Here is a 22,056-nt window from a genome sequence, read left to right on the forward strand (position 1 = left end):
GCGCGGGCCCTTCAAGCGTTATGATGTGGCGTCAGGAGGATGCCATGTCTGTCATGAAGATCGGGTCCGGCGAGCCCTTCGAGGCCGTCTACGGCTACTCGCGGGCCGTTCGGGTGGAGAACCAGGTGTTCGTCGCCGGCACGACGGCTCGGGCCGCCGACCTCGAGGCCAGCGCCTATGTCCAGGCGCGCTCGGCCCTCGCCATCATCGCCTCGGCCTTGTCGGAAGTGGGGGCGCATATGGACGACGTGGTGCGCACGGTGACCTATGTGGTCGACCTCGCCGATCTGGACCATGTGGCGCGCGCCCACGCCAAGGTGTTCGGCGCCACCCTGCCGGCCGCCAGCCTTGTCCAGGTCTCGGGGCTGGCGCCGCCCACCGCCCGGGTCCAGATCGAGGTGACCGCCGTCATCTCGTCGCAAAGGGGCGTTGACCCGGCCCAGACGGCGCCCTAAGGAACGCGCCTCGCGCGATCCGGCGGATCGGGCCCAGGTGGCGGAATTGGTAGACGCGCTGGCTTCAGGTGCCAGTGGCCGTAAGGTCGTGAAGGTTCGAGTCCTTTCCTGGGCACCATCCTCCTCTCTATAGTGAGAGGACACATACTGATCCGGAGCGTGAGGCCCCTTGGCTAATTTCCTGCACGAAGGCGATCTGCCGGCGGGCGTCCTTATGGACGCCGAAGCCGTGGCGGTGGATTCCGAGACCATGGGCCTGCGGCTGGGCCGCGATCCCCTGTGCGTGGTCCAGCTCTCGGACGGCAAGGGCGACGCCCATGTGGTGCGCCTGTCGCGCCCCGACTACGACGCGCCCAATCTGAAGCGGCTGCTGACCGATCCGAAGATCGTGAAGATCTTTCACTTCGGCCGCTTCGATATCGCCATGTTCCAACTGCACCTTGGGGTCATGACCGCCCCCGTCTACTGCACCAAGATCGCCTCGAAGCTGGCCCGGACCTATACCGACCGCCATGGGCTGAAGGACGTCTCGCGGGAGCTGCTGGGCGTCGACATGTCCAAGGCCCAGCAGAGCTCCGACTGGGGCGCGGCCAAGCTCTCCGACGACCAGCTGGCCTATGCGGCCTCCGACGTCCTGCACCTGCACGCCCTGCGCGCGCGGCTGGACGCCATGCTGGTCCGCGAGGGCCGCGACCATCTGGCCCGCGCCTGTTTCGACTTCCTGCCCCACCGCGCCATGCTGGACGTGGCGGGATGGGAAGAGGTCGATATCTTCGCCCACGCATGAGGTCCTAGGTGACCGACGCCGCCATCTCCGCCGCTCCAGGATCGCGCCGGGACTTCGCCCGGTGGCGCCGGCGTTCGCGGATGATCCGGCGGCTAAGGGTCCTGCTGCCGGGGGCGATCGCGCTCATCCTGCTCACCATGGGCGGCTTCGTGGTCCACGCCACGGTGATGGGCGGGCGCGCGGCGCCGGCCGAGGACGATGAACCGATCCAGCTGGTCAATCCCCGATTCGTCGGCCGCGACGACCAGGGCCGCGCCTTCGTGCTGACCGCCCAGGTCGCGGTGCGCGACGAGGGCGACTATCAGCGCGTGGTGCTGGAGAAGCCCACCCTGATCCTGGACGAGGAGGGGGCCAATCCCACGCGGATCACCGCTAAATCCGGCGTCTACCGCGAGGACCGCCGGGTGCTGAACCTGGATGGCGGCGTCAAGATGAACGGCGCCAACGCCAATTTCGACACCGCCAGCTCGATCTTCAACACCGCCACCGGCGAGCTGGAAGGTCAGGGCCAGATCTCGGGCGTCGGATCGCTTGGCGAAATCACCGCGAAGTCCTATGGCGTGTACGACAAGGGCGAACGCTTGGTCTTCAAGGGCGGCGTGCGCGGCCAGATAAATTCGAAGTAGACTTCCACGGACTGGGTTTGGGGTGCGGGGCTTCCCACATGGGCTTCATGAGCATGAGCAAGCTTGAGATGAAACGCTGGGCCGCCGGGGCTTGCGCCCTGAGCCTGCTGGCCGCGGGGCCCGCCAGCGCGCAGCTCTCACAGGATTCCGACGCCCCCGTCGACATCACCGCCGACTCCCTCGAGGTGGTCAACACCGAATGCCTGTCGATCTGGAGCGGTTCGGCCGAGGCCCTGCAGGACCGCACCCGGCTGCGCGCCGACGTGCTGAAGACCTACAGCAAGAAGGGTCCCGCCAAGGCGGGCGGCAAGGGCGCCACCTGCGGCGAGCTCGACCGCATGGAGGCCATCGGCAACGTCTATTACGTGACCCCCCAGCAGAAGGTGCGTGGCGACGCGGCCGACTATGACGTGCCAGGCGAGCGGATCGTCATCACCGGCGACGTGGTGGCGGTGAACGGCCAGAACGTGCTGCGCGGCGAGCGCCTGACCGTCAACGTCGCCACCGGCGACGCCCAGATGCAGTCGAACTCGAAGGGCCGCGGCGGCAAGGCGCGGCCGCGGGCGGTGATCTATCCCGAGAAGCAGCAAGCGGCGGGGCCGTCCGCCCCGCGTCGCTAGGGTGCGCCCCGAACGCTTCGCCACCCTGCCGGAACTCGCCGGTGAGGGCCTTGTGGTCGACAATGTCGGCAAGTCCTTCCGTGGCCGCCCGGTGGTCAAGGGCGTGTCCCTGCGGCTGGCCCGCGGCGAGGTGGTGGGTCTGCTGGGCCCCAACGGCGCGGGCAAGACCACCTGCTTCTACATGATCACCGGCCTGATCCCGGCCGACTACGGCTCGATCTTTCTGGACGGCGAGAACATCACCGGCCAGCCCATGTACCAGCGTGCCCGCATGGGCGTCGGCTACCTGCCCCAGGAAACCTCGATCTTCCGCGCCATGAGCGTGGAGGAGAACGTCATGGCGGTGGTGGAGCTGCGCGAGACCAGCGCCGCCCGCGCCAAGGCCACCGTCACCGAACTGCTGGAAGAGCTGCGCATCGAGCACCTGCGCAAGGCGCCGGCCATCTCGCTGTCGGGGGGCGAGCGCCGCCGGGTGGAGATCGCCCGGGCCCTGGCCTCCGAGCCCTCCTTCATGCTGCTGGACGAGCCCTTCGCCGGGATCGATCCCCTGGCCATCGCCGACATCCGCGAGGTGATCGCCTATCTCAGGGGCCGCGGCATCGGCATCCTGATCACCGACCACAATGTCCGCGAGACCCTGGACATCATCGACCGCGCCTCGATCATCCACGCCGGCGAGGTGCTGTTCGAGGGCTCGCCCGCCGAGATCGTCGACAATCCCGAGGTCCGCCGCGTCTATCTGGGCGAACGCTTCGGCTGACGGTTCCCGCCGTCTGGACAAAACCGACCTGAGGTCTGTCTATGGGCGCCGCCGCAATGGGGCGGCTGGGACCCTCCTGTTTCATGCGTTCGATCAGCTTGCTGCTCACGGCCTGCGCTGTGCTTTCCGTCACGCCCGTCGCCGCCCAGGTGGCCGAGGCGCCGACGCGGCTGTTCACGCCGCGCGACCTGTTCGGCCTGGAATACGCCACCGATCCGCAGTTCCGGCCCGACGGCGGCGTGATCGCCTATGTGCGGGTGGCCAACGACATCATGAGCGATCGGGGCAAGCGCTCGATCTGGCTGGTCGATCCCAAGACAGGCGCCCAGACCCCGCTGGTGGCCGACGAGCGCTCCAATAGCCGCCCGCGCTGGTCGCCGGACGGCCAGCGCCTGGCCTATGTCGTCTCCGGCCCCGACGGCGGGCCGCAGATCCACGTCCGCTGGATCGCCAGCGGCCGCTCGGCCCAGGTCGCCACCCTGGAGCAGGCGCCCGGCGACCTGGCCTGGTCGCCGGACGGCAAGTCCCTGGCCATCACCATGCTGACGCCGGGCGAGCCGGCCAAGCTCGCCGCCCCGATGGCCAAGCCGGAAGGGGCCAAGTGGGCCGCCCCGCTCAAGGTCGAGGACCGCATGACCTGGCGCGCGGACGGCGATGGGGAGCTCAAGCCCGGCTTCAGCCACGTCTTCGTGGTCTCGGCCGACGGCGGGTCGCCCCGCCAGCTGACCTTCGGCAAGTTCGACGACAACGGCCCGCTGACCTGGAGCCGCGACGGCCGTCACGTTCTGTTCGCCGCCAACCGCGGCAAGGACTGGGAGCGCGATCCCAACGAGAGCGAGGTCTGGCAGGTGGGTGTCGCCGACGGGACGATGACCCAGCTCACCAGCCGGGTGGGCCCCGACGCCGCCCCGGAGGTCTCACCCGATGGCCGGCTGATCGCCTATCTGGGCTATGACGACGCCGCCCGCCGCAGCTACGAGAACGTCCAGCTCCATGTCATGGACCGGGACGGCAAGAACCCCCGTTCCCTGACCGCGGGCCTGGACCGCAGCATCGACGGCGCCCAGTGGTCGCGCGACGGTCGCAGCCTGGCGGTCAGCTATGACGACCACGCGGTGAAGAAGCTGGCGCGGATCGGCCTGGACGGGAAGCTCACGCCCCTGGCGCAGGGCCTGACCGGCGCTTCGCTCGACCGGCCCTATACCGGCGGCGAGTTCTCGGTGGCGCAGACCGGGGCGGTGGCCTTCACGCAAGGGGGCGTGGACCGGCCCTCGGACCTGGCGGTGACCAGCGGCGGCGGCGCCAAGCGGCTGACGGCGCTCAACACCGACCTGTTCACCGGCAAGACCCTGGGCAAGGTGGAGAAGCTGCCGACCACCTCGGCCTATGACGGCAAGGCCATCGACGCCTGGGTCGTCACCCCGCCCAATTTCGACCCGGCCAAGAAATATCCGCTGATCCTGGAGATCCACGGCGGGCCGTTCTCGGCCTATGGACCGTCCTTCTCCACCGACAACCAGCTCTATGCGGCGGCGGGCTATGTGGTGGTCTATTCCAACCCGCGCGGCTCCACGAGCTACGGCCAGGCCTTCGCCAACGAGATCGACAAGAAATATCCCGACCACGACTATGACGACCTGATGAGCGTGGTGGACGCCGCCGTCGCCAAGGGCTTCGTCGATCCGGAGCGGCTCTATGTGACCGGCGGCTCGGGCGGCGGGGCGCTGACCGCCTGGATCGTCGGCAAGACCGACCGGTTCCGGGCCGCGGCCACCCAGAAGCCGGTGATCAACTGGACCAGCCAGGTGCTGACCGTCGACGGGGCCAACTTCATGGCCGCCTATTGGTTCGGCAAGATGCCCTGGGAGGACCCGCAGGGCTATTGGGCCCGCTCGCCGCTCTCCTTGGTCGGCAATGTGAAAACCCCGACCCTGGTGGTGGTCGGCGACAAGGACCTGCGCACCCCGGTGGGCGAGTCCGAGCAATACTACCAGGCCCTGAAGCTGCGCGGCGTGCCGACGGCCTTCGTCCGGGTGCCCGACGCCTCGCACGGCGGCATCGCCATCAGGCCCTCGCAGTCGGGCGCCAAGGCCCAGGCCATCCTCGCCTGGTTCGAGCGCTATAAGAACTAGGCTGCGGGGCGCGCCCTCTTCCTCCCCCCATAGCTACGCGATGGGGGAGGAAGAGGACGGCGGAGCCGGCCGTGGCGGATGCGGCCGGTTGGGGATGCTGGCCCGCCACTTGGCGCGTAGGGCGGCGGGGCGTTCGGGGTATCGGTCCTCCAGGAAGGCCGCCTCCTCGACCCGGTCGGTGCGGAAGCTGCGGAAGTCCTGGCGCAGTTCGCACCAGCCGATCAGCAGGCGGACGGTCTGCATGTAGCCCACGGTGATCGGCCAGATCAGCCGCTCGGTGGGACGCTCCTGCTCGTCGCGGTACTTGAGGTGGATCTTGCGGCCGCTGCGGATGGCCAGGCGCACCTGGGCCATGTCCACGCGGTCGGGCTCGGTCATCCAGGCCGGCGGCACCCGGCTGGTGGGCTCCAGGGCGTAGGGGCGAAGGCGCTCGGGCACGGCGGCGGCGATCTTGGCGATCAGGTCCTCCGCAGCGCGGGCCAGGGCCGGATCGCCGCGGCCGATCACCCATTGGGCGCCCAGGACCGCCGCTTCGATCTCGTCCGGGGTCAGCATCAGGGGCGGCAGGTCGAAACCCTGGTCCAACACATAGCCCATACCGGCCTCGCCGCGGATCGGCACGCGCTGGCCCATCAGGGTGGCGATATCGCGATAGACCGTGCGCTTGGAGGTCTCCAACTCCTCGGCGACCTTGTCGGCGGTGATCGGCCCGCGCGACCGGCGCAGGATCTGGATGATCTGGAACAGCCGGTCGGCGCGTCGCATGGAAATCCGCTTCGTCATGTCCGCAGCATGCCGCCACGCTGCTGACAACATGGTGGCAGCAGACGCGCGCTAAGCCTAGGGGGTCAATTCAAAGGAGGGACCCCAATGATCACGCTCCACGGCTTCGGCGCCGGTTTCGGACTTCCGGAAATCAGCCCCTATGTCACCAAGACCGAGGTGCACCTGCAGATGGCGGGGGTCGCCTATGAGCGGGTTCAAGCCCAACGGGAGAGCTCACCCAAGGGCCAGCTCCCCTGGATCGAGGACGACGGCGAGATGATCGCCGACAGCCATTTCATCCGCCTGCACCTGGAACGGAAGTACGGGGTCGACTTCGACGAAGGCCTCTGCCCGGTGCAGCGCGCCCAGGCCTGGGCCATCGAGCGGATGATCGAGAACCACTTCGCCTGGACCACGGCCCATGTGCGCTGGCTGGTCCCCGAGAACTTCGCCAAGGGCCCGGCGCTGTTCTTCAAGGCGCTGCCGCCGGAGATGCAGGAGGACCTGCGCAAGCAGATCCAGCACGAGATCGCCGGCAATATCCGCGCCGTGGGTGTCGGCCGTCATAGCGAGGCCGAGATCCTGGGCCTGGGCGTGCGCTCGCTCGCCGCGCTCTCGGCCCTGCTCGGCGATCAGGCGTTCATGATGGGTGAGCGCCCGACCGGGGTCGACGCCGTCGCCTTCGGCGTGCTGTCGGGTCTGATGACGCCCTATTTCGACGCCCCGATCCGCGACCAGGCCATGCGGTTCGACAATCTGGTCGCCTATGTCGACCGGATGATGGCCGGGGTCTATCCCGACCATGACTGGACCCCGCTGTTCCGCGCGCCCGAGGCGGTCGCCGCGTGACAGAGGCGCGCGGGCGCCGCTCCCCCGGCGTCCGCGCGGCGACTCTTATTTGAGGGAGTTAACCAATCGGTGGGGATGGGCGCCCTAGCCTGGAGCAAGATTCAGGCCAGGAGGCGGATTTGGCGCTCGGCGCGCGTTTAGAACTTCGGCAAGGCCAGGGGCTGGTCATCACCCCCCAGCTGCAGCAGGCGATCAAGCTGCTGCAATTGTCGAATCTCGAGCTCGAGGCCTATGTCGAGGGCGAGCTCGAACGCAACCCGCTGCTGGCCCGAGACGAGACCGACCACGAGCCCGATCGCGAGGCGGCGCCGCGCGAATCGGATGACTTCTCCACCGATCAGATCCCCGACGGCGGCGCCGAGCCGCACATGGACATCACCCACGACCAGGCCTCGCCCGGCGAGGTCGCCACGGGGGATTCCGAAGCCCAGCACGCCGGCGGCGCCATCGACTGGTCCAAGGCCGGTTCGGGCGGCGGCGGCTTCGAGGACGGCGACGACTTCGAGGGCCGGCTGACCAAGGAAAAGACCCTGGGCGAGCATCTGCACGACCAGCTCTCCGTGGCGCGGCTCTCGCCGGCCGAACTCGCCGTGGCCACCGTGCTGATCGATTCGGTCGACGAGGGCGGCTATCTGCGCTGCGACCTGGTCGAGACCGCCGAACGGCTGGGCTGCGGCCTGCCGATGGCCGAATCGGTGCTGAACACCCTGCAAGGATTCGAGCCCACCGGCGTCTTCGCCCGCGACGTGCGCGAGTGCCTGATGCTGCAGCTCCAGGAGCTGGACCGCTGCGACCCGGCGATGATGGCCCTGTTGGACAATCTCGAACTGCTGGCCAAGCGCGACATGCCCGCCCTGCGCAAGGTCTGCGGCGTCGACGACGAGGACCTGCGCGACATGGTCGCCGAGCTGCGGGCGCTCACGCCCCGGCCGGGCGCGGCCTTCGGCGGCGAACCCTCCCAGCCCGTGGCCCCCGATGTCACTGTGCGCGAGGGCCAGGCCGGCCTGTGGCACGTGGAGCTCAACACCGACACCTTGCCCCGGCTGCTGGTCGACCAGCGTTACCACGCCCGGGTCTCCGGCGCGGCGCGCACCGACCAGGAGAAGGTCTTCGTGGCCGACTGCATGGCCAGCGCCAACTGGCTGGTGAAGAGCCTGGACCAGCGGGCCAAGACCATCCTCAAGGTGGCTTCGGAGATCGTCCGCCAGCAGGACGGATTCCTGGCCTATGGGGTGGAGCACCTGCGGCCGTTGAACCTGAAGACCGTGGCCGACGCCATCGGCATGCACGAATCCACCGTCAGCCGAGTGACCTCCAACAAGTACATGGCCACGCCGCGGGGCATGTTCGAGCTGAAGTTCTTCTTCACCTCCTCCATCGCCTCGTCCTCGGGCGGTGAGGCCCATTCGGCCGAGAGCGTGCGCCACAAGATCAAGCAGCTGATCGACGCCGAGCGCACAGACAGCGACGTCCATTCCGACGACGCCATCGTCGACATCTTGAAAGAGACCGGTGTCGACATCGCCCGGCGCACGGTCGCCAAGTACCGCGAGGCCATGCGCATCCCCTCCTCGGTGGAGCGGCGGCGGATGCTCAAGGAAACCGCCTAGGAGGCGCGTCTCCTACCCCCTCAAGCTCGTCATGGCCGGGCTTGTCCCGGCCACCCATAAACACCGAAGTCCGAGGCTCCTCTGGATGCGCAGCGTCTATGGGTCCCAGGCACGTTGGCCGGGGATGACGAACGTGTTGGGGTTTCAAAGAAAATCTATCTTGAGGATCACGACAGCGCCGCTACGGATGGCGCGTGATCAGCTTCCAATCCGTCGGCAAGACCTTTCCCCGCGCGCCTTCGCCGGCGCTGAAGGACGTGAGCCTCGAGGTCTCCGCCGGCGAGGTGTTCGGGGTCATCGGCCAGTCGGGAGCCGGCAAGTCGACCCTGATCCGCCTGATCAACGGCTTGGAGCGGCCCAGCGCCGGCCGGGTGGTCACCGACCGCGACGATGTCGGCGCCCTGGACGCGGCCGCCCTGCGCGCCCTGCGCCGCCGGGTCGGCATGATCTTTCAGCACTTCAACCTGCTGTCGTCCAAGACCGTGGCGGCCAATGTCGCCTATCCGCTGAAGGTCGCCGGGACGCGACGCGAGCGGGTCGGGCCGCGGGTGTCCGAGCTGCTCGACCTGGTCGGCCTGGCGGACCAGGCGGCGAAATATCCCGCCCAGCTCTCCGGCGGCCAGAAGCAGCGGGTGGGCATCGCCCGGGCCCTGGCCAACGGCCCCAGGATCCTACTGTGCGACGAGGCGACCAGTGCGCTCGATCCACAGACCACCGAACAGATCCTCGACCTGCTGGCGCACCTGAACCGTGAGCTCGGCCTCACCATCGTGCTGATCACCCACGAGATGGAAGTGATCCGCCGGGTCTGCCACCGCGTCGCCGTGCTCGACGCCGGATCGGTGGTGGAGAGCGGCGAGGTGGCCGAGGTCTTCCTGCATCCCACCCATGGCGTGACCCGCCGGCTGGTGGCCGACGCCGCGGGGCTCGCGGCCGCCAGGGTCGAGGGCGGGCCGCCCACCCTTCGGCTGACCTTCCGGGGCCAGGCGACCTTCGAGCCGATCCTGGGGCGGATCGCCCGCGACACCGGGGTCGACTATTCGATCCTCGCCGGACGCATCGACCGCATCCGCGACGAACCCTATGGCCAGCTCCTGGTCTCGCTGGTCGGCGGCGACGTGGCCGCAGCCCGCGCTCGCCTCACCGCCGCCGGCGTACGGGTGGAGGAGGCGTGATGGAGGCGCTGCTGGCCAATGTGGTCTGGGCCGACATCGGCCAGGCCCTGCTCGACACCCTGGTCATGCTGGGGGGCTCCCTGGTGTTCAGCGTCATCCTGGGCCTGCCTTTGGGGGTGATCCTGTTCCTCACCGCGCCCCGCCAGCTGCTGGCCCATCGGGCGGCCAATGCGGCCCTGTCGTTCACCGTCAACGTCCTGCGCTCGGTGCCCTTCGTGATCCTGCTGATCGTGATGATCCCGCTGACCGTGCTGCTGGTCGGCACCTCGCTCGGGGTGGCCGGCGCCATCCCGCCGCTGGTGGTCGGCGCCGCGCCCTTCTACGCCCGGCTGGTGGAGACCGCCCTGCGCGAGGTCGACCGCGGCGTCATCGAGGCGGCCCAGGCCATGGGCGCCAACCCGCGCCAGATTGTGTTCGGCGCCCTGCTGCCGGAAGCCATGCCCGGCATCCTGGCCGGGGCCACGGTCACCGCCATCGCGCTGGTCTCCTACACCGCCATGGCCGGCGTCGTCGGGGCCGGCGGCCTGGGCGACCTGGCCATCCGCTTCGGCTATCAGCGGTTCCAGACCGACGTCATGGTGGTCACCGTGCTCATGCTGCTGGCCCTGGTCCAAGGGCTGCAATGGGCCGGGGACCGCCTGGTCATCAAGGTCAGCCGGCGCTGACCCCGCCCAAGGAGTTCCGATGTTCCGCACCCTGATCCTCAGCGCCGCCGCCCTGGTGCTGGCCGCCTGCGGCCGCGAGGCGCCCCAGAGCGCGCCCGACACCCTGACCGTCGCCGCCACCGCCGTGCCCCACGCCGAGATCTTGGAGATGGTCCGTCCGATCCTGGCCGAGCAGGGGCTCAAGCTGGATGTGAAGGTGTTCAACGACTATGTGCAGCCCAACCTGCAGGTGGACCAGAAGCAGCTCGACGTCAGCTACTTCCAGACCGCGCCCTATCTGGATGAGTTCAACAAGGCGCGCGGCACGAACCTGGTCCGGGTGATCGGCGTCCATATCGAGCCGATCGGCGCCTATTCCCGCAAGCACAAGGCGCTGGCGGACCTACCCCAGGGCGCCAGCGTCGCCATCCCCAACGAGCCCAGCAACGGCGGCCGCGCCCTGCTGCTATTGCAGAAGGGCGGGCTGATCACGCTGAAGGACCCCAAGAACCCGCTGTCGACCCTGAACGACATCGCCACCAACCCGAAGGGGCTGAAGTTCCGCGAACTGGAGGCCGCGACCCTGCCGCGCGTGCTGGGCGAGCTGGACCTGGCGGTGATCAACACCAACTTCGCCCTGGACGCCAAGCTGGACCCGGCCAGGGACGCCCTGATCCTCGAGGACAAGCAGAGTCCCTATGTGAACTTCCTGGTGGCCCGGCCCGACAACAAGGACGACCCGCGGGTCCAGAAGTTGGCGGCGGCGCTCACCAGCCCCGCGGTGAAGGCCTTCATCGAGAAGACCTACCACGGGGCGGTGCAGCCTGCCTTTTAGCGCGCCAGCACTTCGGCGATCTGCACGGCGTTGAGCGCCGCGCCCTTCAGGAGCTGGTCGCCGGCCAGGAAGATCGACAGGGTGCGGCCGGTGGGGTCGGACAGGTCGCTGCGGATGCGGCCCACCGCCACGTCGTCCTGGCCCGAGACCTCGTTGGGCATCGGGTAGCGGTTGGCGGCGTGGTCGTTGACCAGCCGCACGCCGGGCGCGTCGGCCAGCCAGGCCTCGGCCTCGCCGGGCGTCACCGGATTCTCGAACTCCACCACCAGCGACATGGAGTGGGCGCGCAGCACCGGCACCCGCACGCAGGTGAAGGAGAGCCGCATCTCCGGGGCCGCCATGATCTTGCGGATCTCGGCCATGGCCTTCAGCTCCTCGCCATTGTAGCCGCTGGCGGGGTCGACCTCGGCGTTGTGGCTGAACAGGTTGAAGGCGTAGGGGTGCGGCAGGACCCGCGGGGCGTAGGCCTCGCCCGCCAGATAGGCGGCGGTGGACTGTTCCAGCTCGGCCATGGCCGCGGCGCCGGCGCCCGACGCGGCCTGATAGGTGGCGCCGATCACCCGGACGACCTTGTTGCGGGCGTGCAGCGGCTGCAGGGCCATGACCGCGATGGCCGCCACACAGTTGGGATTGGCCACGATGGCCGGCCGGGCGGCCAGCAAATCGCCGTTCACCTCCGGCACCACCAGGGCGATGTCCTCCTGCATGCGGAAGGCCGAGGAATTGTCGACCACCAGGCAGCCGGCCGCCGCGGCGATCGGGGCGTACTGGCGGCTGATCCCGCTGGAGGAAGCGAAGATGGCGATGTCCATCCCGGCGAAGCTCGCCTCGTCCAGCGCTTCGATGGCGACCTCGCGGCCGTTGAAGCTGAGGGTCTTGCCCGCCGAACGCGGCGAGGCCAGGAGGCGCAGGTCGCGGACCGGGAACCCGCGGCGTTCCAGGCAGCCGATCACTTCGCCCCCGACCGCGCCGGTGGCGCCGACGACCGCGACATTGAACAGCTTCTGGCCGGCGGCGCGGGTAGGGGCTTCGAGGGTGGACAGCATCAGGTCTCGTCTCCAGTTGAGCCGGAGGAGGGGGAGCCTGTCTTCGAAGGAAATCGGCGACCCCGTCCTGGCGGCGGGGTCCTTGGGGGTGCTACGCGGCGTGCGCGCGCCAAACCCCAGGCCCCGCGGGCATGGTGGTTTTAATCGCGCTTTTGGTCATCGAACGACGCATGGCCGCGAAATAGTTCGAACCTGGGTTGCTTGTAAACAGCGCAAAGCAGCGCAAATCCATTTCGTGGTTCGCGCGTTGTCGCTGCGCCACGTTCTTGGAGCGGACGATTGGGAGTCTTGGGGAGCCAGATGCCGCCGGCCGCCAGCGAACGCCGAAAGCCGATTTCGATGATCCTGCGCGAACTTGGCGAGCAGGACAGCCTGGCCGTGGGCGAGATCATCGACCGGTTCGGCCGCCGGGCGTTCGGCGCCCTGATGTTCGTCTTCGCCATCCCCAATCTGCTTCCCTTGCCGCCCGGCTCTTCCACCCTGCTGGGCGCGCCCTTGCTGCTGCTGTCGCCGCAGGTGGCCATGGGGATCCCGACGCTTTGGCTGCCGAAAATCATCGACGACCGCAGGATGGCGGGCGCCAGTCTCGACAGGATCTTCGGTCGGCTGCTGCCGTGGGTGGAGCGGATCGAGCGGGTTTCGCGCCCGCGGCTGACCTTCATGTTCGGGCCGGCCGGCGATCGGGTGATCGGGGTGATCTGCACCCTGCTGTCGTTCGTGCTGATCCTGCCCATCCCGCTGGGCAACCTGCTGCCGGCTCTCACGATAGGCGTTCTGGGCTTTTCGCTCTTCCAGAGGGACGGGCTTTTCGCCCTGGTAGGCTACGCCCTGGCGGCCGTCAGCGGCGCGGTTTTGTTCGTCGCCGCCGACTTGGTGATCGATGGCGTTCGACATCTCGTGAACTGGTTCGGGGCCGCTTGACACCAACCGCGCGGAGGCGCGTTGTTCTCTGCATGCAAGTCCTTGTTTCCGGCAAGCATGTCGCCGTCGGGGAGGCCCTGCGCGAGCGGGTCACCGACGAAATCACCGGTTCTATCGGCAAATACTTCGATCGCGGCGGCGCCGCGGACGTCGTGGTCAGCCGAGAGGGCCATTCCTTCAGAGTCGACTGCGCGGTGAAGCTGGCCTCTGGCCAAGCCTTGCAAAGTCACGGCCTGGGCGGAGACGCCCACGGCGCCTTCGACGCCGCCCTGGCCAAGATGGAGACTCGCATCCGGCGTTATAAGCGCCGGTTGAAGAGCCACTCCGCGGCGGCCACCGCCCGCCAGGCGGAGACGGCCTCCTATTTCGTGATCCGAGCGCCCGAGGGCGACGAGGACATGGACTGGGACGAGGGCGAAACGCCGCAGTCCGCCCATACCCCGCCGTCGGGAATGGTTATCGCTGAAACGGAAAGGCCCGTTCGCGAGATGACCGTTTCCAGTGCGGTCATGGAGTTGGACTTGACGGAGTCTCAGACAATCGTGTTTAGGAACGCCGCTCACGGCGGCTTGTCCGTCGTGTACCGCCGGCCTGACGGGAATATCGGCTGGATCGACCCTGAACGCACGAAATCCGTGAATGGGAACGCGCTGAACGGAGCCGGGGTCTAGGACCCCGGACTTCCGGGCGTTTCCGATCCCGGGACGTGATCGGGGCCATTTTGTTTGGGCGTCACACGTTATGCAGATTGGCGATATCCTGGACCGCGCCGCGATTGCGGCGCGAGCCTCCGCGCCGAACAAGCGCCAGGTCCTGGCCTTGGTGGCCGAGGTCGCGGCCCGTAATTTCGGCATCGACGCCGGGGTGATCCTCGACGCCCTGGCCGATCGTGAACTCGCGGGCTCGACCGGGGTCGGCTATGGCGTCGCAGCGCCCCACGCGCGGCTGGAGGGACTCACCCGCATGCGCGGCGTGTTCATCCGTCTGGACACCCCGGTGAATTTCGATGCGGTCGACGACCAGCCGGTGGATCTGATCTTCGCCCTGTTCGCCCCGCCAAACGCCTCGACTGAGCACCTGCGGGCGCTGGCCCGGGTCTCGCGCCTGCTGCGCCAGGGCGACCTGCGCGATCATCTGCGCAAGGCGCGCACGCCCGACGCCATCCATGCCTTGCTGGTGCAGGAGCGGCCCTCCGCGGCCGCGTGAGTGCGCTCAAGTCCCCGCCTCGCGGCGGGGACGAGCGGCGCCCCAACGACTTAGTGGACCGAGACCGGCGCCAGTTCGTGGGCGAGGGCGGCGGCGACGGCGGACTCCTTGTCGGTCAGCACAGCCAGGCGCTCGCCATCGGCGCGGTGGACCGCATAGAGGGTCTGGTTGGGATCGAGATCGAAGCCCTGGATCTGGGCCGCGGGGGTCGAGGCGATGATCTCGGCGGCCTTGATCGGCCGGACATAGACGAGATCGGGGCCGCCGAGGGCGGCGAAAGCTTCGGTCGTAAGATTGGGCGTCATCATGACCACCTCCGTAAACTCAACGCATCCGACGGTCGCAAGTTCAGCCGACCGTCTAGCTGGGCTGGATTATCCGCCGGTGCGGATGGGAATCCGCTGAACCAGCCGTTCAGGTTCCGGTCGGGTTAGGTCGATATGGAGCAGGCCGTGCTCCAGCAGCGCGCCCTCCACCATCATGCCGTCGGCCAGGACGAAGTTGCGGATGAAGCCCCGCGCCGCGATGCCGCGATGCAGATAGGCCTCCTCGCCCGCGCCTTCGCGCTTGCCGGCCACGATCAGCTGGCGGTCCTCCACCGTCACGTGCAGCTGGTCGGGGGTGAACCCGGCCACGGCCAGCGTGATGCGCAGGTTCCCGTCGCCGCGATCCTCCACATTGTAGGGCGGATAGCTCTCGGCCGCGGCCTTGGCCGCGCGCTCAATCAGGCTACGGGTGTGATCGAAGCCCAGCAGGAAAGGGCTGTCGAATACGATCGACCGGTTCATTCCAGAGTCCTCGCTCCAAGCGACTCCCCGGAACCTCGCCCGCAATCGGCGCGAAACTCCGGATGGACTCTATCTGGTGGGCGGACGACGGAATTTCAACGGCGCCGGAAAAGGCGAAGGCCCGCAGCTTTCACTGCGGGCCTCCATGGTGGAGCTAAGCGGAGTCGAACCGCTGACCTCTTGAATGCCATTCAAGCGCTCTACCAGCTGAGCTATAGCCCCGAGGTCTCGGGTCTCTGGCGGGGTCCCCGCCGAAGAGGCGCGGAACCTAGTCTGAGAGTTTGACGCGATCAACCCGCCCCGAAGGCTTTTTTTCGGGGCGGGTTGTCGCGCCTTAAGTCCTAGCGGTCGTCGTCGCCCTCGCCGGGCAGACCTTCGATTTCGGTGTCGTCGAAATCGTCCTCGTCCTCGTCTTCCAGGAACGGCACATCGGCGTCGTCCTCGTCCTCGAGGTCGTCGTCCTCGGTGAATTCCGAGAGTTGGTCTTCCGGCGCGGCGTCGGGCGCCTCGTCGTCGTCGTCGGAGATCAGGGGAACGTCGGCCACCGCCTCGTCGAGTTCGGGGGTGACGACTTCGTCCTCCTCTTCCTCGTCTTCAGCCTCGGCCTTGGCGCGGACTTGATCTTCGGCCTCCTCGGCGTCGTGATCGACCGGCGCCGCGCGGGCGCGGACACGGCGGTTGCGGACGGCTTCGTCAGGGTCGAATTCGTGGTCGCACTTGGGGCAGTGAGCCGGGCGACGGGTCAGGTCGTAGAATTTCGCTTGGCAGTTGGGGCAAAGCTGTTTTGCACCCAGTTCGGGATTGGCCAAGGGCGGGCCTCTGGACAGGGGTTCAAATGAAGCCGGCTCCCTTGCCACGCGCGGAGGTCGCTGTCAAAAGCAATCCCCTTTCCGAAACCCGTGCGAGCGCGATAGTCGAAAGTGGTCTCCGGTTTCGGCGACCATCGCGCTCGCGAAATCTAGAGGAAGTTTCGGCCTGATCTCGATCAGGCCGGGGACTCTAAGGAGCTTGGCATTCTTATGACGTCGGCAGGACTGACCGCGCATCGCGGCGGCCCGCTGCGGGGCCGCGTTCGCGCCCCAGGCGACAAGTCGATCTCCCACCGGTCGCTCATCCTGGGCGCCCTGGCGCAAGGCGTCACCGAGATCGAGGGGCTTCTGGAAGGCGACGACGTGCTGCGCACCGCCGCGGCGATGCGGGCGTTCGGCGCGCGCGTCGAGCGCCTCGGCGACGGCCGCTGGCGCGTTGAAGGCCAGGGCGGCTTCTCCGAACCATCGGACATCATCGACTGCGGCAACGCCGGCACCGGCGTGCGGCTGATCATGGGCGCGGCCGCCGGCTTCGACCTGGCCGTGACCTTCACCGGCGACGCCTCCCTGCGCGGCCGGCCGATGAATCGGGTGATGAAACCCCTGAAGGAGATGGGCGCGCGGTTCTCGGGCCGCTCGGGCGGCCGGCTGCCGCTCACCCTGCAGGGTGGGAACCTGAAGACCATCACCTACCGCCTGCCCGAACCCTCGGCCCAGGTGAAGTCGGCGGTGCTGCTGGCCGGGTTGCGGGCCGACGGCGGGGCCCGGGTGATCGAGCCCGAGGCCACCCGCGACCACACCGAGCGGATGCTGCGGGCCTTCGGGGTCAAGGTGGAGGTCGAGGACCGCGACGGCGAGCGCCATATCGGCCTGGCCGGCGGCCAGGTCCTGACGGGAACGAAGATCCGGGTTCCAGGCGACCCGTCCTCGGCCGCCTTCCCCCTGGTGGCGGCCCTGATCACCCCGGGCTCCGAAGTGACCGTGGAGGGCGTGCTTTTGAACGAACTGCGCACCGGCCTGCTCACCACCCTGGTCGAGATGGGCGCCGACCTCACGATCGCGAACCGCCGCGACGAGGGCGGCGAGCCGGTGGGCGACGTCACCGCCCGTCACTCGGCCCTGCGTGGGGTCGAGGTGCCGCCGGAGCGAGCGCCCTCGATGATCGACGAATATCCGATCCTGGCCGTGGCCGCGGCCTATGCGGACGGTCCGACCCACATGCGCGGCATCGGCGAGATGCGGGTCAAGGAGAGCGACCGCATCGCGCTCATGGCCGCGGGCCTGGCCGCCTGCGGCATCGGGGTCGAGGAGGAGCCGGAGGGCCTGATCGTGGTCGGCTCGGCGCGCGGCAACCATCCGGCCGCCGGCGGGGCGCATGTGATCACCCACGGCGACCACCGGATCGCCATGAGCCATCTCGTGATGGGTTTCGCCGCCGAGGGCGCGGTCAGCGTCGACGAGCCCGGCATGATCGCCACCAGCTTCCCCGGCTTCGTCGAGATGATGCGCGGCCTGGGGGCCGACCTCCGATGATCGAGTGTGGTCTTTTCCTTACCCGTTCACGGGGGAGGGGGACCGGCGAAGCCGGTGGAGGGGGCGGCTTCAGGCGCTGCGTTCCGTCTCGCCCCCTCCACCACGCTGGCGCGCGGTCCCCCTCCCCCGCTTCGCAGGGGAGGAAAACAGCGTGAGAGGCTCCTTCGTCATCGCGGTCGACGGGCCGGCGGCCTCGGGCAAGGGCACCATCGCCCACCGCCTGGGCGAGGCCTATGGGATGCCGGTGCTGGATTCCGGCCTGCTCTACCGGGCGGTGGGCGTGCTGGCGGCGCGCCAAGGGATCGATTTCGACGCCGTCGCCGAGGTGACCGCCGTGGCCCAGGCCCTGACGGCCGAGATGCTGGGCGATCCGGCGTTCCGCACCCGCGAGGCCGGCGAGGCGGCCAGCCGGGTGGCGATCCACACCCCCGTGCGCCTGGCCCTGCGCGAGATGCAACAGGCCTTCGCCCGCAGGCCGGGCGGCGCGGTGATCGACGGGCGCGACATCGGCACCGTCATCGCCCCCAAGGCTCCGGCCAAGCTCTATGTGACCGCCGCGCCCGAGGTTCGCGCCGAGCGGCGCTGGAAGCAGCTCAAGGGCCAGGGCGAAGCCGCGACCTTCGAAGAGATTCTCGACGACATCCGCAAGCGCGACGCCCGCGACGGCGGTCGCGCCGACTCGCCCATGCGGCCCGCCGACGACGCCGTCTTGCTGGACACCAGCGAAATGACTATAGAGCAGGCCACCGATGCGGCCCGCCGTATCGTCGAGGCGGCGCGAGCCCGCTGGGAGCAATCCTAGTCCGGCAATCCAACCGCGCCTTTCCCTCGCACGGCCGCGGGCAAATCACCGGCGTGAGTCATCACGCTATCGGTCGCAACCCTTAACCCGACACGGGGACTCCGTCCGACCGCCTTGGCGCGTGCGGGCCCTGCGTCATTTGAAGAACGAAAGACCAAAATGGCTGACGATATGAGCCTCAACCCCACCCGCGACGACTTCTCCGCCCTGCTCGACGAGTCGATGGGCGGCCGTGACTTCATGGAAGGCACGGTGGTCAAGGGGATCGTCGTGGGGATCGAAAAGGACTTCGCGATCATCGACGTCGGTCTGAAGACCGAAGGCCGCGTGTCCGTGAAGGAATTCGGCGTCGACGAGGACGGCAAGTCGCCGGTGTTCATCGGTGCGACCGTGGAGGTCTTCCTCGAGCGCGTCGAGAACGCCATGGGCGAAGCGGTAATCAGCCGCGACAAGGCCCGCCGCGAGGAGGCCTGGACGCGCCTCGAAGGCGTGTATGAGAAGAACGAGCCGGTGATGGGCGCCATCGTCGGCCGCGTGAAGGGTGGCTTCACCGTCGACCTCGGCGGCGCCTCGGCCTTCCTGCCGGGCTCGCAGGTCGACATCCGCCCCGTGCGCGACGTCGGCCCGCTGATGGGCAAGGAACAGCCCTTCGCCATCCTGAAGATGGACCGTCCGCGCGGCAACATCGTCGTTTCGCGCCGCGCCATCCTGGAAGAGGCCCGCGCCGAACAGCGCACCGAGCTGGTCTCCCAGCTGCAAGAGGGCGAGATCCGCGAAGGCGTGGTCAAGAACATCACCGACTACGGCGCGTTCGTGGACCTGGGCGGCATCGACGGCCTGCTGCACGTCACCGACATGAGCTGGAAGCGCGTCAACCACCCGAGCCAGGTGCTCGCGGTCGGCGACACGGTGAAGGTCCAGATCGTCAAGATCAACCCGGACACCCAGCGCATCAGCCTCGGCATGAAGCAGCTGCAGTCCGACCCGTGGGACGGCGTGGAAGCCAAGTACCCGGTGGGCGCGAAGTTCACCGGCCGGATCACCAACATCACCGACTACGGCGCCTTCGTGGAGCTGGAAGCCGGGGTCGAGGGCCTGGTCCACGTGTCCGAGATGTCCTGGACCAAGAAGAACGTCCACCCTGGCAAGATCGTCTCGACCAGCCAAGAAGTCGACGTGGTCGTGCTGGACGTCGATCCGTCCAAGCGCCGCGTGTCCCTGGGCCTCAAGCAGGCCATGGACAATCCGTGGGACGCCTTCATCGCCGCTCATCCGGTCGGCTCGACGGTCGAGGGCGAGGTCAAGAACGCCACCGAATTCGGTCTGTTCATCGGCCTCGAGAACGACATCGACGGCATGGTGCACCTGAGCGATCTCGACTGGACCGTGTCGGGTGAAGAGGCCATCGCCAAGTACAACAAGGGCGATGTGGTCAAGGCGCGCGTTCTCGACGTCGACGTCGAGAAGGAACGCATCTCGCTGGGCATCAAGCAACTGGCCGGCGACCCGATGCAGGGCGACACCTACCGCACCAAGCAGACCGTCACCGTCACCGTCACCGAGATCACGACGGGCGGCATCGAGGTGAAGTTCGGCGACGACGAAGCCCCGATGACGGCCTTCATCCGCAAGTCGGACCTCAGCCGCGACCGCGCGGACCAGCGCCCCGAGCGCTTCGCCGTGGGCGACCGCGTCGACGCTCAGATCTCCAGCATCGACAAGGCCGCGCGCCGCGTCTCGCTGTCGATCAAGGCTCTGGAAATGGTCGAGGAAAAGGAAGCCATCGAGAAGTTCGGGTCCTCGGACTCCGGCGCCTCGCTGGGCGACATCCTGGGCGCGGCCCTTCGCGAGAAGGCCGGCACCACGAAAGAGTAGGCCTCGCGTCCCTCACGGGATCGAAGCTGGGCGGCGGATCGGGAAACCGGTCCGCCGCCTTCTTTTTTGGGCTCCAGGCGCGCGCTGCAATTTTGAGTAGAAGTTGCTCAACCGCGTACGTCCGGTGGGGATTTTCGAAAAACCGGTCGCGGAGGAGCGGCGATCATCGGCTAAACCCGGATTGCGCCTTGAACATCCAACAGGACTCGACCATGGTCCCGCTCGCTTTCGAGCATTACCGTGGTTTTTGAGTTCGACCGCTAAGGCGATGCTCTTGTTGAACTTTCGAAGGGCCGTGGCTCCCACGCGGCTCGGGGATTCGGAAATAGGCATGATCAAGTCGGAACTGATCGCCAGGCTCGCCGAAGAGAATCCGCACCTGACCCAGCGCGATATCGAGCGCGTGGTCGGGGTGATTCTCGAGCGCATGATCAAGGCGCTGGAAACGGACGGCCGGGTCGAACTGCGCGGCTTCGGCGCCCTGTCGGTGCGCTCGCGCGACGCCAGGGCCGGCCGCAATCCGCGCACCGGCGAGGCCGTCGAGGTGCGCGCCAAGCACGTCCCCTTCTTCAAGAGCGGCAAGGAGCTGCGCGAGCGGCTCAATGCCGACGAGTAAGGGCCGACGAGTCCGCGACGCACGGTTGACCCGCGGTCGCCGATAGGCCGATCCTCCGACCCTCAGGTTCAAGAGGGTCCGACCATGAGCACGTTCTCCGAATTCCGCGAATTCATCGCGCGGGGCAATGTCGTCGACCTGGCGGTGGGCGTGATCATAGGCGCCAGCTTCGGCAAGATCGTCACCAGCCTGGTGGACCAGGTGATCATGCCCCCCATTGGACTGGCCCTAGGCGGGTTCGACTTTTCCAAGCTGCAGTGGGTGCTCAAGCCCGACGACCCGGCCACCGTCGCCAGCGAGCTGGTGGCGATCCAGTACGGCGCCTTCCTCAACACCCTCATCCAATTCGTGATCGTCGCCTGGGTGATCTTCCTGATCGTCAAGGCCGCGAACACCCTGCGCCGGGAGCAGGCCGCCGCGCCCGAAGCGGCGCATGCCCCCACCCCAAGCGAAGCCCTGCTGACCGAGATCCGCGACCTGCTGAAGTCGCGCTAAGGGTCTCGTTTCCGCCAAGCCCTTGCGGCCGGGCCGCCAAAGCCCCTATTCCGCCCTCATGACCGTGACCGCCAAGATCTGTGGCCTGACCACCCCCCAGACGGTGACGGCGGCCGTCGACGGCGGCGCGACCCACCTGGGCTTCATGTTCTTCGCCAAGAGCCCACGGAATATCGACCCCGAGGCGGCCTCGCGTCTGACGCCGCCCGCCCGCGCCAAGAACGTCAAGATCGTCGCGGTGACCGTCGATCCGGACGACGCCCTGATCGAACGGCTGGCCGAGACGCTCAAGCCCGACTTCATCCAGCTGCACGGCAAGGAGACGCCCGCCCGCGCCCGCCAGGTGGCGCTGCGCGCCGGCGCCGGCGTGATCAAGGTGATCTCGGTCTCCAGCGCCCACGACATCGACACGGCCCGCGCCTATGAGACCGTCGTCGACCACCTGATGTTCGACGCCAGGCCGCCCAGCGACCATCCACTGCCCGGCGGCGCGGGCGCGCGGTTCGACTGGACCCTGCTCTCCGGGCGGCGCTTCGAGCGGCCCTGGTTCCTGGCCGGCGGCCTGGATCCCTGGAACGTCGGCGAGGCCGTGCGACTGTCGGGCGCGCCGCTTGTGGACGTTTCCTCTGGCGTGGAGCGTGGTCCCGGACTAAAGGACCCGGCCTTGATCACGGCCTTCCTTGACGCCGTCCGCCGCGCCTGAGGTT

At 68.3% G+C, this 22,056-nt stretch carries 25 protein-coding genes and 2 tRNA genes; 21 read left to right on the plus strand and 6 right to left on the minus strand.

Going from position 1 to position 22,056, the window contains the following annotated elements:
• The first annotated feature begins 44 nt into the window (after positions 1-44).
• From V6M51_RS08245 to V6M51_RS08275, 7 genes are all read left to right on the plus strand, one after another.
• On the plus strand, positions 45-455 hold the full coding sequence (locus V6M51_RS08245; protein WP_332766211.1) for a Rid family hydrolase: 411 nt from the start codon (positions 45-47) through the stop codon (positions 453-455).
• Between the two features lie 31 nt (positions 456-486).
• A tRNA-Leu gene (locus V6M51_RS08250) sits at positions 487-573 on the plus strand.
• Between the two features lie 51 nt (positions 574-624).
• Positions 625-1,242 (plus strand): ribonuclease D, encoded by a 618-nt coding sequence (locus tag V6M51_RS08255; RefSeq protein WP_332766213.1) that lies wholly within the window; start codon positions 625-627, stop codon positions 1,240-1,242.
• A gap of 8 nt (positions 1,243-1,250) precedes the next feature.
• A complete protein-coding gene (lptC, locus tag V6M51_RS08260; RefSeq protein WP_332766215.1) occupies positions 1,251-1,868 on the plus strand; it encodes an LPS export ABC transporter periplasmic protein LptC in 618 nt (205 codons plus the stop codon).
• Between the two features lie 53 nt (positions 1,869-1,921).
• Positions 1,922-2,488 carry an LptA/OstA family protein gene (locus V6M51_RS08265; RefSeq protein WP_332766217.1) on the plus strand — a complete coding sequence of 189 codons (567 nt, stop codon included), beginning with the start codon at positions 1,922-1,924 and terminating at the stop codon, positions 2,486-2,488.
• Positions 2,489-2,513: 25 nt separating this feature from the next.
• Entirely contained in the window at positions 2,514-3,248 is a 735-nt protein-coding gene (gene lptB / locus V6M51_RS08270) for an LPS export ABC transporter ATP-binding protein (protein WP_332766310.1), read from the plus strand.
• Positions 3,249-3,331: 83 nt separating this feature from the next.
• Positions 3,332-5,380 carry a S9 family peptidase gene (locus V6M51_RS08275; protein ID WP_332766219.1) on the plus strand — a complete coding sequence of 683 codons (2,049 nt, stop codon included), beginning with the start codon at positions 3,332-3,334 and terminating at the stop codon, positions 5,378-5,380.
• A gap of 33 nt (positions 5,381-5,413) precedes the next feature.
• Here V6M51_RS08275 and V6M51_RS08280 read toward each other — a convergent pair whose 3' ends face one another.
• Positions 5,414-6,145, minus strand: coding sequence for a helix-turn-helix transcriptional regulator (locus V6M51_RS08280; RefSeq protein ID WP_332766221.1), 732 nt, complete (start codon positions 6,143-6,145; stop codon positions 5,414-5,416).
• Between the two features lie 105 nt (positions 6,146-6,250).
• Here V6M51_RS08280 and V6M51_RS08285 point away from each other — a divergent pair, with 105 nt between their 5' ends.
• From V6M51_RS08285 to V6M51_RS08305, 5 genes are all read left to right on the plus strand, one after another.
• Positions 6,251-6,994, plus strand: coding sequence for a glutathione S-transferase family protein (locus tag V6M51_RS08285; protein ID WP_332766223.1), 744 nt, complete (start codon positions 6,251-6,253; stop codon positions 6,992-6,994).
• A 119-nt stretch (positions 6,995-7,113) separates the two neighbouring features.
• Positions 7,114-8,604 carry an RNA polymerase factor sigma-54 gene (rpoN, locus tag V6M51_RS08290; RefSeq protein WP_332766225.1) on the plus strand — a complete coding sequence of 497 codons (1,491 nt, stop codon included), beginning with the start codon at positions 7,114-7,116 and terminating at the stop codon, positions 8,602-8,604.
• Between the two features lie 194 nt (positions 8,605-8,798).
• Positions 8,799-9,779, plus strand: coding sequence for a methionine ABC transporter ATP-binding protein (locus V6M51_RS08295; protein WP_332766227.1), 981 nt, complete (start codon positions 8,799-8,801; stop codon positions 9,777-9,779).
• Positions 9,779-10,444 (plus strand): methionine ABC transporter permease, encoded by a 666-nt coding sequence (locus V6M51_RS08300; protein ID WP_332766229.1) that lies wholly within the window; start codon positions 9,779-9,781, stop codon positions 10,442-10,444. The genes V6M51_RS08295 and V6M51_RS08300 overlap by 1 nt, the downstream gene beginning before the upstream one ends.
• 19 nt (positions 10,445-10,463) lie before the next feature.
• A complete protein-coding gene (locus V6M51_RS08305; protein ID WP_332766231.1) occupies positions 10,464-11,258 on the plus strand; it encodes a MetQ/NlpA family ABC transporter substrate-binding protein in 795 nt (264 codons plus the stop codon).
• Here the strand turns inward: V6M51_RS08305 and V6M51_RS08310 are convergent.
• A complete protein-coding gene (locus tag V6M51_RS08310; protein ID WP_332766233.1) occupies positions 11,255-12,304 on the minus strand; it encodes an aspartate-semialdehyde dehydrogenase in 1,050 nt (349 codons plus the stop codon). The genes V6M51_RS08305 and V6M51_RS08310 overlap by 4 nt on opposite strands.
• A 300-nt stretch (positions 12,305-12,604) precedes the next feature.
• Here V6M51_RS08310 and V6M51_RS08315 point away from each other — a divergent pair, with 300 nt between their 5' ends.
• From V6M51_RS08315 to V6M51_RS08325, 3 genes are all read left to right on the plus strand, one after another.
• The gene (locus V6M51_RS08315; RefSeq protein ID WP_332766235.1) at positions 12,605-13,225 is read left to right on the plus strand and encodes an exopolysaccharide biosynthesis protein; all 621 of its coding nucleotides are present in this window, start codon (positions 12,605-12,607) and stop codon (positions 13,223-13,225) included.
• A 32-nt stretch (positions 13,226-13,257) separates the two neighbouring features.
• A complete protein-coding gene (gene hpf / locus V6M51_RS08320) occupies positions 13,258-13,896 on the plus strand; it encodes a ribosome hibernation-promoting factor, HPF/YfiA family (protein ID WP_332766311.1) in 639 nt (212 codons plus the stop codon).
• Between the two features lie 70 nt (positions 13,897-13,966).
• Positions 13,967-14,431: a PTS sugar transporter subunit IIA gene (locus V6M51_RS08325; protein WP_305674287.1), complete on the plus strand. Its 465-nt coding sequence runs from the start codon at positions 13,967-13,969 to the stop codon at positions 14,429-14,431.
• A gap of 50 nt (positions 14,432-14,481) precedes the next feature.
• Here the strand turns inward: V6M51_RS08325 and V6M51_RS08330 are convergent, their stop codons facing one another.
• The 4 genes from V6M51_RS08330 to V6M51_RS08345 form a co-directional block, all read right to left on the minus strand.
• Positions 14,482-14,736: a DUF1150 family protein gene (locus V6M51_RS08330; protein ID WP_254837199.1), complete on the minus strand. Its 255-nt coding sequence runs from the start codon at positions 14,734-14,736 to the stop codon at positions 14,482-14,484.
• A gap of 69 nt (positions 14,737-14,805) precedes the next feature.
• Positions 14,806-15,219: an Hsp20 family protein gene (locus tag V6M51_RS08335; protein WP_332766238.1), complete on the minus strand. Its 414-nt coding sequence runs from the start codon at positions 15,217-15,219 to the stop codon at positions 14,806-14,808.
• A gap of 146 nt (positions 15,220-15,365) precedes the next feature.
• Positions 15,366-15,441, minus strand: a tRNA-Ala gene (locus V6M51_RS08340).
• Between the two features lie 119 nt (positions 15,442-15,560).
• Complete coding sequence (locus V6M51_RS08345) at positions 15,561-16,028, minus strand: TIGR02300 family protein (protein ID WP_254835422.1); 468 nt, start codon at positions 16,026-16,028, stop codon at positions 15,561-15,563.
• Positions 16,029-16,238: 210 nt separating this feature from the next.
• On the opposite strand from V6M51_RS08345, the gene aroA reads away from it, so the two are divergent.
• From aroA to V6M51_RS08375, 6 genes are all read left to right on the plus strand, one after another.
• Positions 16,239-17,561, plus strand: a complete 1,323-nt coding sequence (gene aroA, locus V6M51_RS08350; protein ID WP_332766243.1) for a 3-phosphoshikimate 1-carboxyvinyltransferase — start codon at positions 16,239-16,241, stop codon at positions 17,559-17,561.
• A 151-nt stretch (positions 17,562-17,712) separates the two neighbouring features.
• A complete protein-coding gene (gene cmk, locus V6M51_RS08355) occupies positions 17,713-18,363 on the plus strand; it encodes a (d)CMP kinase (protein ID WP_332766245.1) in 651 nt (216 codons plus the stop codon).
• A 114-nt stretch (positions 18,364-18,477) separates the two neighbouring features.
• Positions 18,478-20,238 carry a 30S ribosomal protein S1 gene (gene rpsA, locus V6M51_RS08360; protein ID WP_332766247.1) on the plus strand — a complete coding sequence of 587 codons (1,761 nt, stop codon included), beginning with the start codon at positions 18,478-18,480 and terminating at the stop codon, positions 20,236-20,238.
• Between the two features lie 331 nt (positions 20,239-20,569).
• Positions 20,570-20,854, plus strand: a complete 285-nt coding sequence (locus V6M51_RS08365) for an integration host factor subunit beta (RefSeq protein ID WP_305674211.1) — start codon at positions 20,570-20,572, stop codon at positions 20,852-20,854.
• Between the two features lie 84 nt (positions 20,855-20,938).
• Positions 20,939-21,349 carry a large-conductance mechanosensitive channel protein MscL gene (gene mscL / locus V6M51_RS08370; RefSeq protein WP_332766250.1) on the plus strand — a complete coding sequence of 137 codons (411 nt, stop codon included), beginning with the start codon at positions 20,939-20,941 and terminating at the stop codon, positions 21,347-21,349.
• A gap of 58 nt (positions 21,350-21,407) precedes the next feature.
• The gene (locus tag V6M51_RS08375) at positions 21,408-22,052 is read left to right on the plus strand and encodes a phosphoribosylanthranilate isomerase (protein WP_332766252.1); all 645 of its coding nucleotides are present in this window, start codon (positions 21,408-21,410) and stop codon (positions 22,050-22,052) included.
• Positions 22,053-22,056: the final 4 nt, after the last annotated feature.

This window comes from Phenylobacterium sp. (assembly GCF_036677185.1).
Taxonomy (GTDB): Bacteria; Pseudomonadota; Alphaproteobacteria; order Caulobacterales; family Caulobacteraceae; genus Phenylobacterium.

What these genes read in the sequence shown, in the direction of transcription:
- V6M51_RS08245 (WP_332766211.1), top strand. Translation starts at nt 45, where the DNA reads ATGTCTGTCATGAAGATCGGGTCCGGCGAGCCCTTCGAGGCCGTCTAC.
- V6M51_RS08265 (WP_332766217.1), top strand. Translation starts at nt 1,922, where the DNA reads ATGAGCAAGCTTGAGATGAAACGCTGGGCCGCCGGGGCTTGCGCCCTG.
- V6M51_RS08275 (WP_332766219.1), top strand. Translation starts at nt 3,332, where the DNA reads ATGCGTTCGATCAGCTTGCTGCTCACGGCCTGCGCTGTGCTTTCCGTC.
- V6M51_RS08280 (WP_332766221.1), bottom strand. Translation starts at nt 6,145, where the DNA reads ATGCGACGCGCCGACCGGCTGTTCCAGATCATCCAGATCCTGCGCCGG.
- V6M51_RS08285 (WP_332766223.1), top strand. Translation starts at nt 6,251, where the DNA reads ATGATCACGCTCCACGGCTTCGGCGCCGGTTTCGGACTTCCGGAAATC.
- V6M51_RS08300 (WP_332766229.1), top strand. Translation starts at nt 9,779, where the DNA reads ATGGAGGCGCTGCTGGCCAATGTGGTCTGGGCCGACATCGGCCAGGCC.
- V6M51_RS08305 (WP_332766231.1), top strand. Translation starts at nt 10,464, where the DNA reads ATGTTCCGCACCCTGATCCTCAGCGCCGCCGCCCTGGTGCTGGCCGCC.
- V6M51_RS08310 (WP_332766233.1), bottom strand. Translation starts at nt 12,304, where the DNA reads ATGCTGTCCACCCTCGAAGCCCCTACCCGCGCCGCCGGCCAGAAGCTG.
- V6M51_RS08315 (WP_332766235.1), top strand. Translation starts at nt 12,605, where the DNA reads ATGCCGCCGGCCGCCAGCGAACGCCGAAAGCCGATTTCGATGATCCTG.
- hpf (WP_332766311.1), top strand. Translation starts at nt 13,258, where the DNA reads ATGCAAGTCCTTGTTTCCGGCAAGCATGTCGCCGTCGGGGAGGCCCTG.
- V6M51_RS08325 (WP_305674287.1), top strand. Translation starts at nt 13,967, where the DNA reads ATGCAGATTGGCGATATCCTGGACCGCGCCGCGATTGCGGCGCGAGCC.
- V6M51_RS08330 (WP_254837199.1), bottom strand. Translation starts at nt 14,736, where the DNA reads ATGACGCCCAATCTTACGACCGAAGCTTTCGCCGCCCTCGGCGGCCCC.
- V6M51_RS08335 (WP_332766238.1), bottom strand. Translation starts at nt 15,219, where the DNA reads ATGAACCGGTCGATCGTATTCGACAGCCCTTTCCTGCTGGGCTTCGAT.
- aroA (WP_332766243.1), top strand. Translation starts at nt 16,239, where the DNA reads ATGACGTCGGCAGGACTGACCGCGCATCGCGGCGGCCCGCTGCGGGGC.
- V6M51_RS08365 (WP_305674211.1), top strand. Translation starts at nt 20,570, where the DNA reads ATGATCAAGTCGGAACTGATCGCCAGGCTCGCCGAAGAGAATCCGCAC.
- mscL (WP_332766250.1), top strand. Translation starts at nt 20,939, where the DNA reads ATGAGCACGTTCTCCGAATTCCGCGAATTCATCGCGCGGGGCAATGTC.
- V6M51_RS08375 (WP_332766252.1), top strand. Translation starts at nt 21,408, where the DNA reads ATGACCGTGACCGCCAAGATCTGTGGCCTGACCACCCCCCAGACGGTG.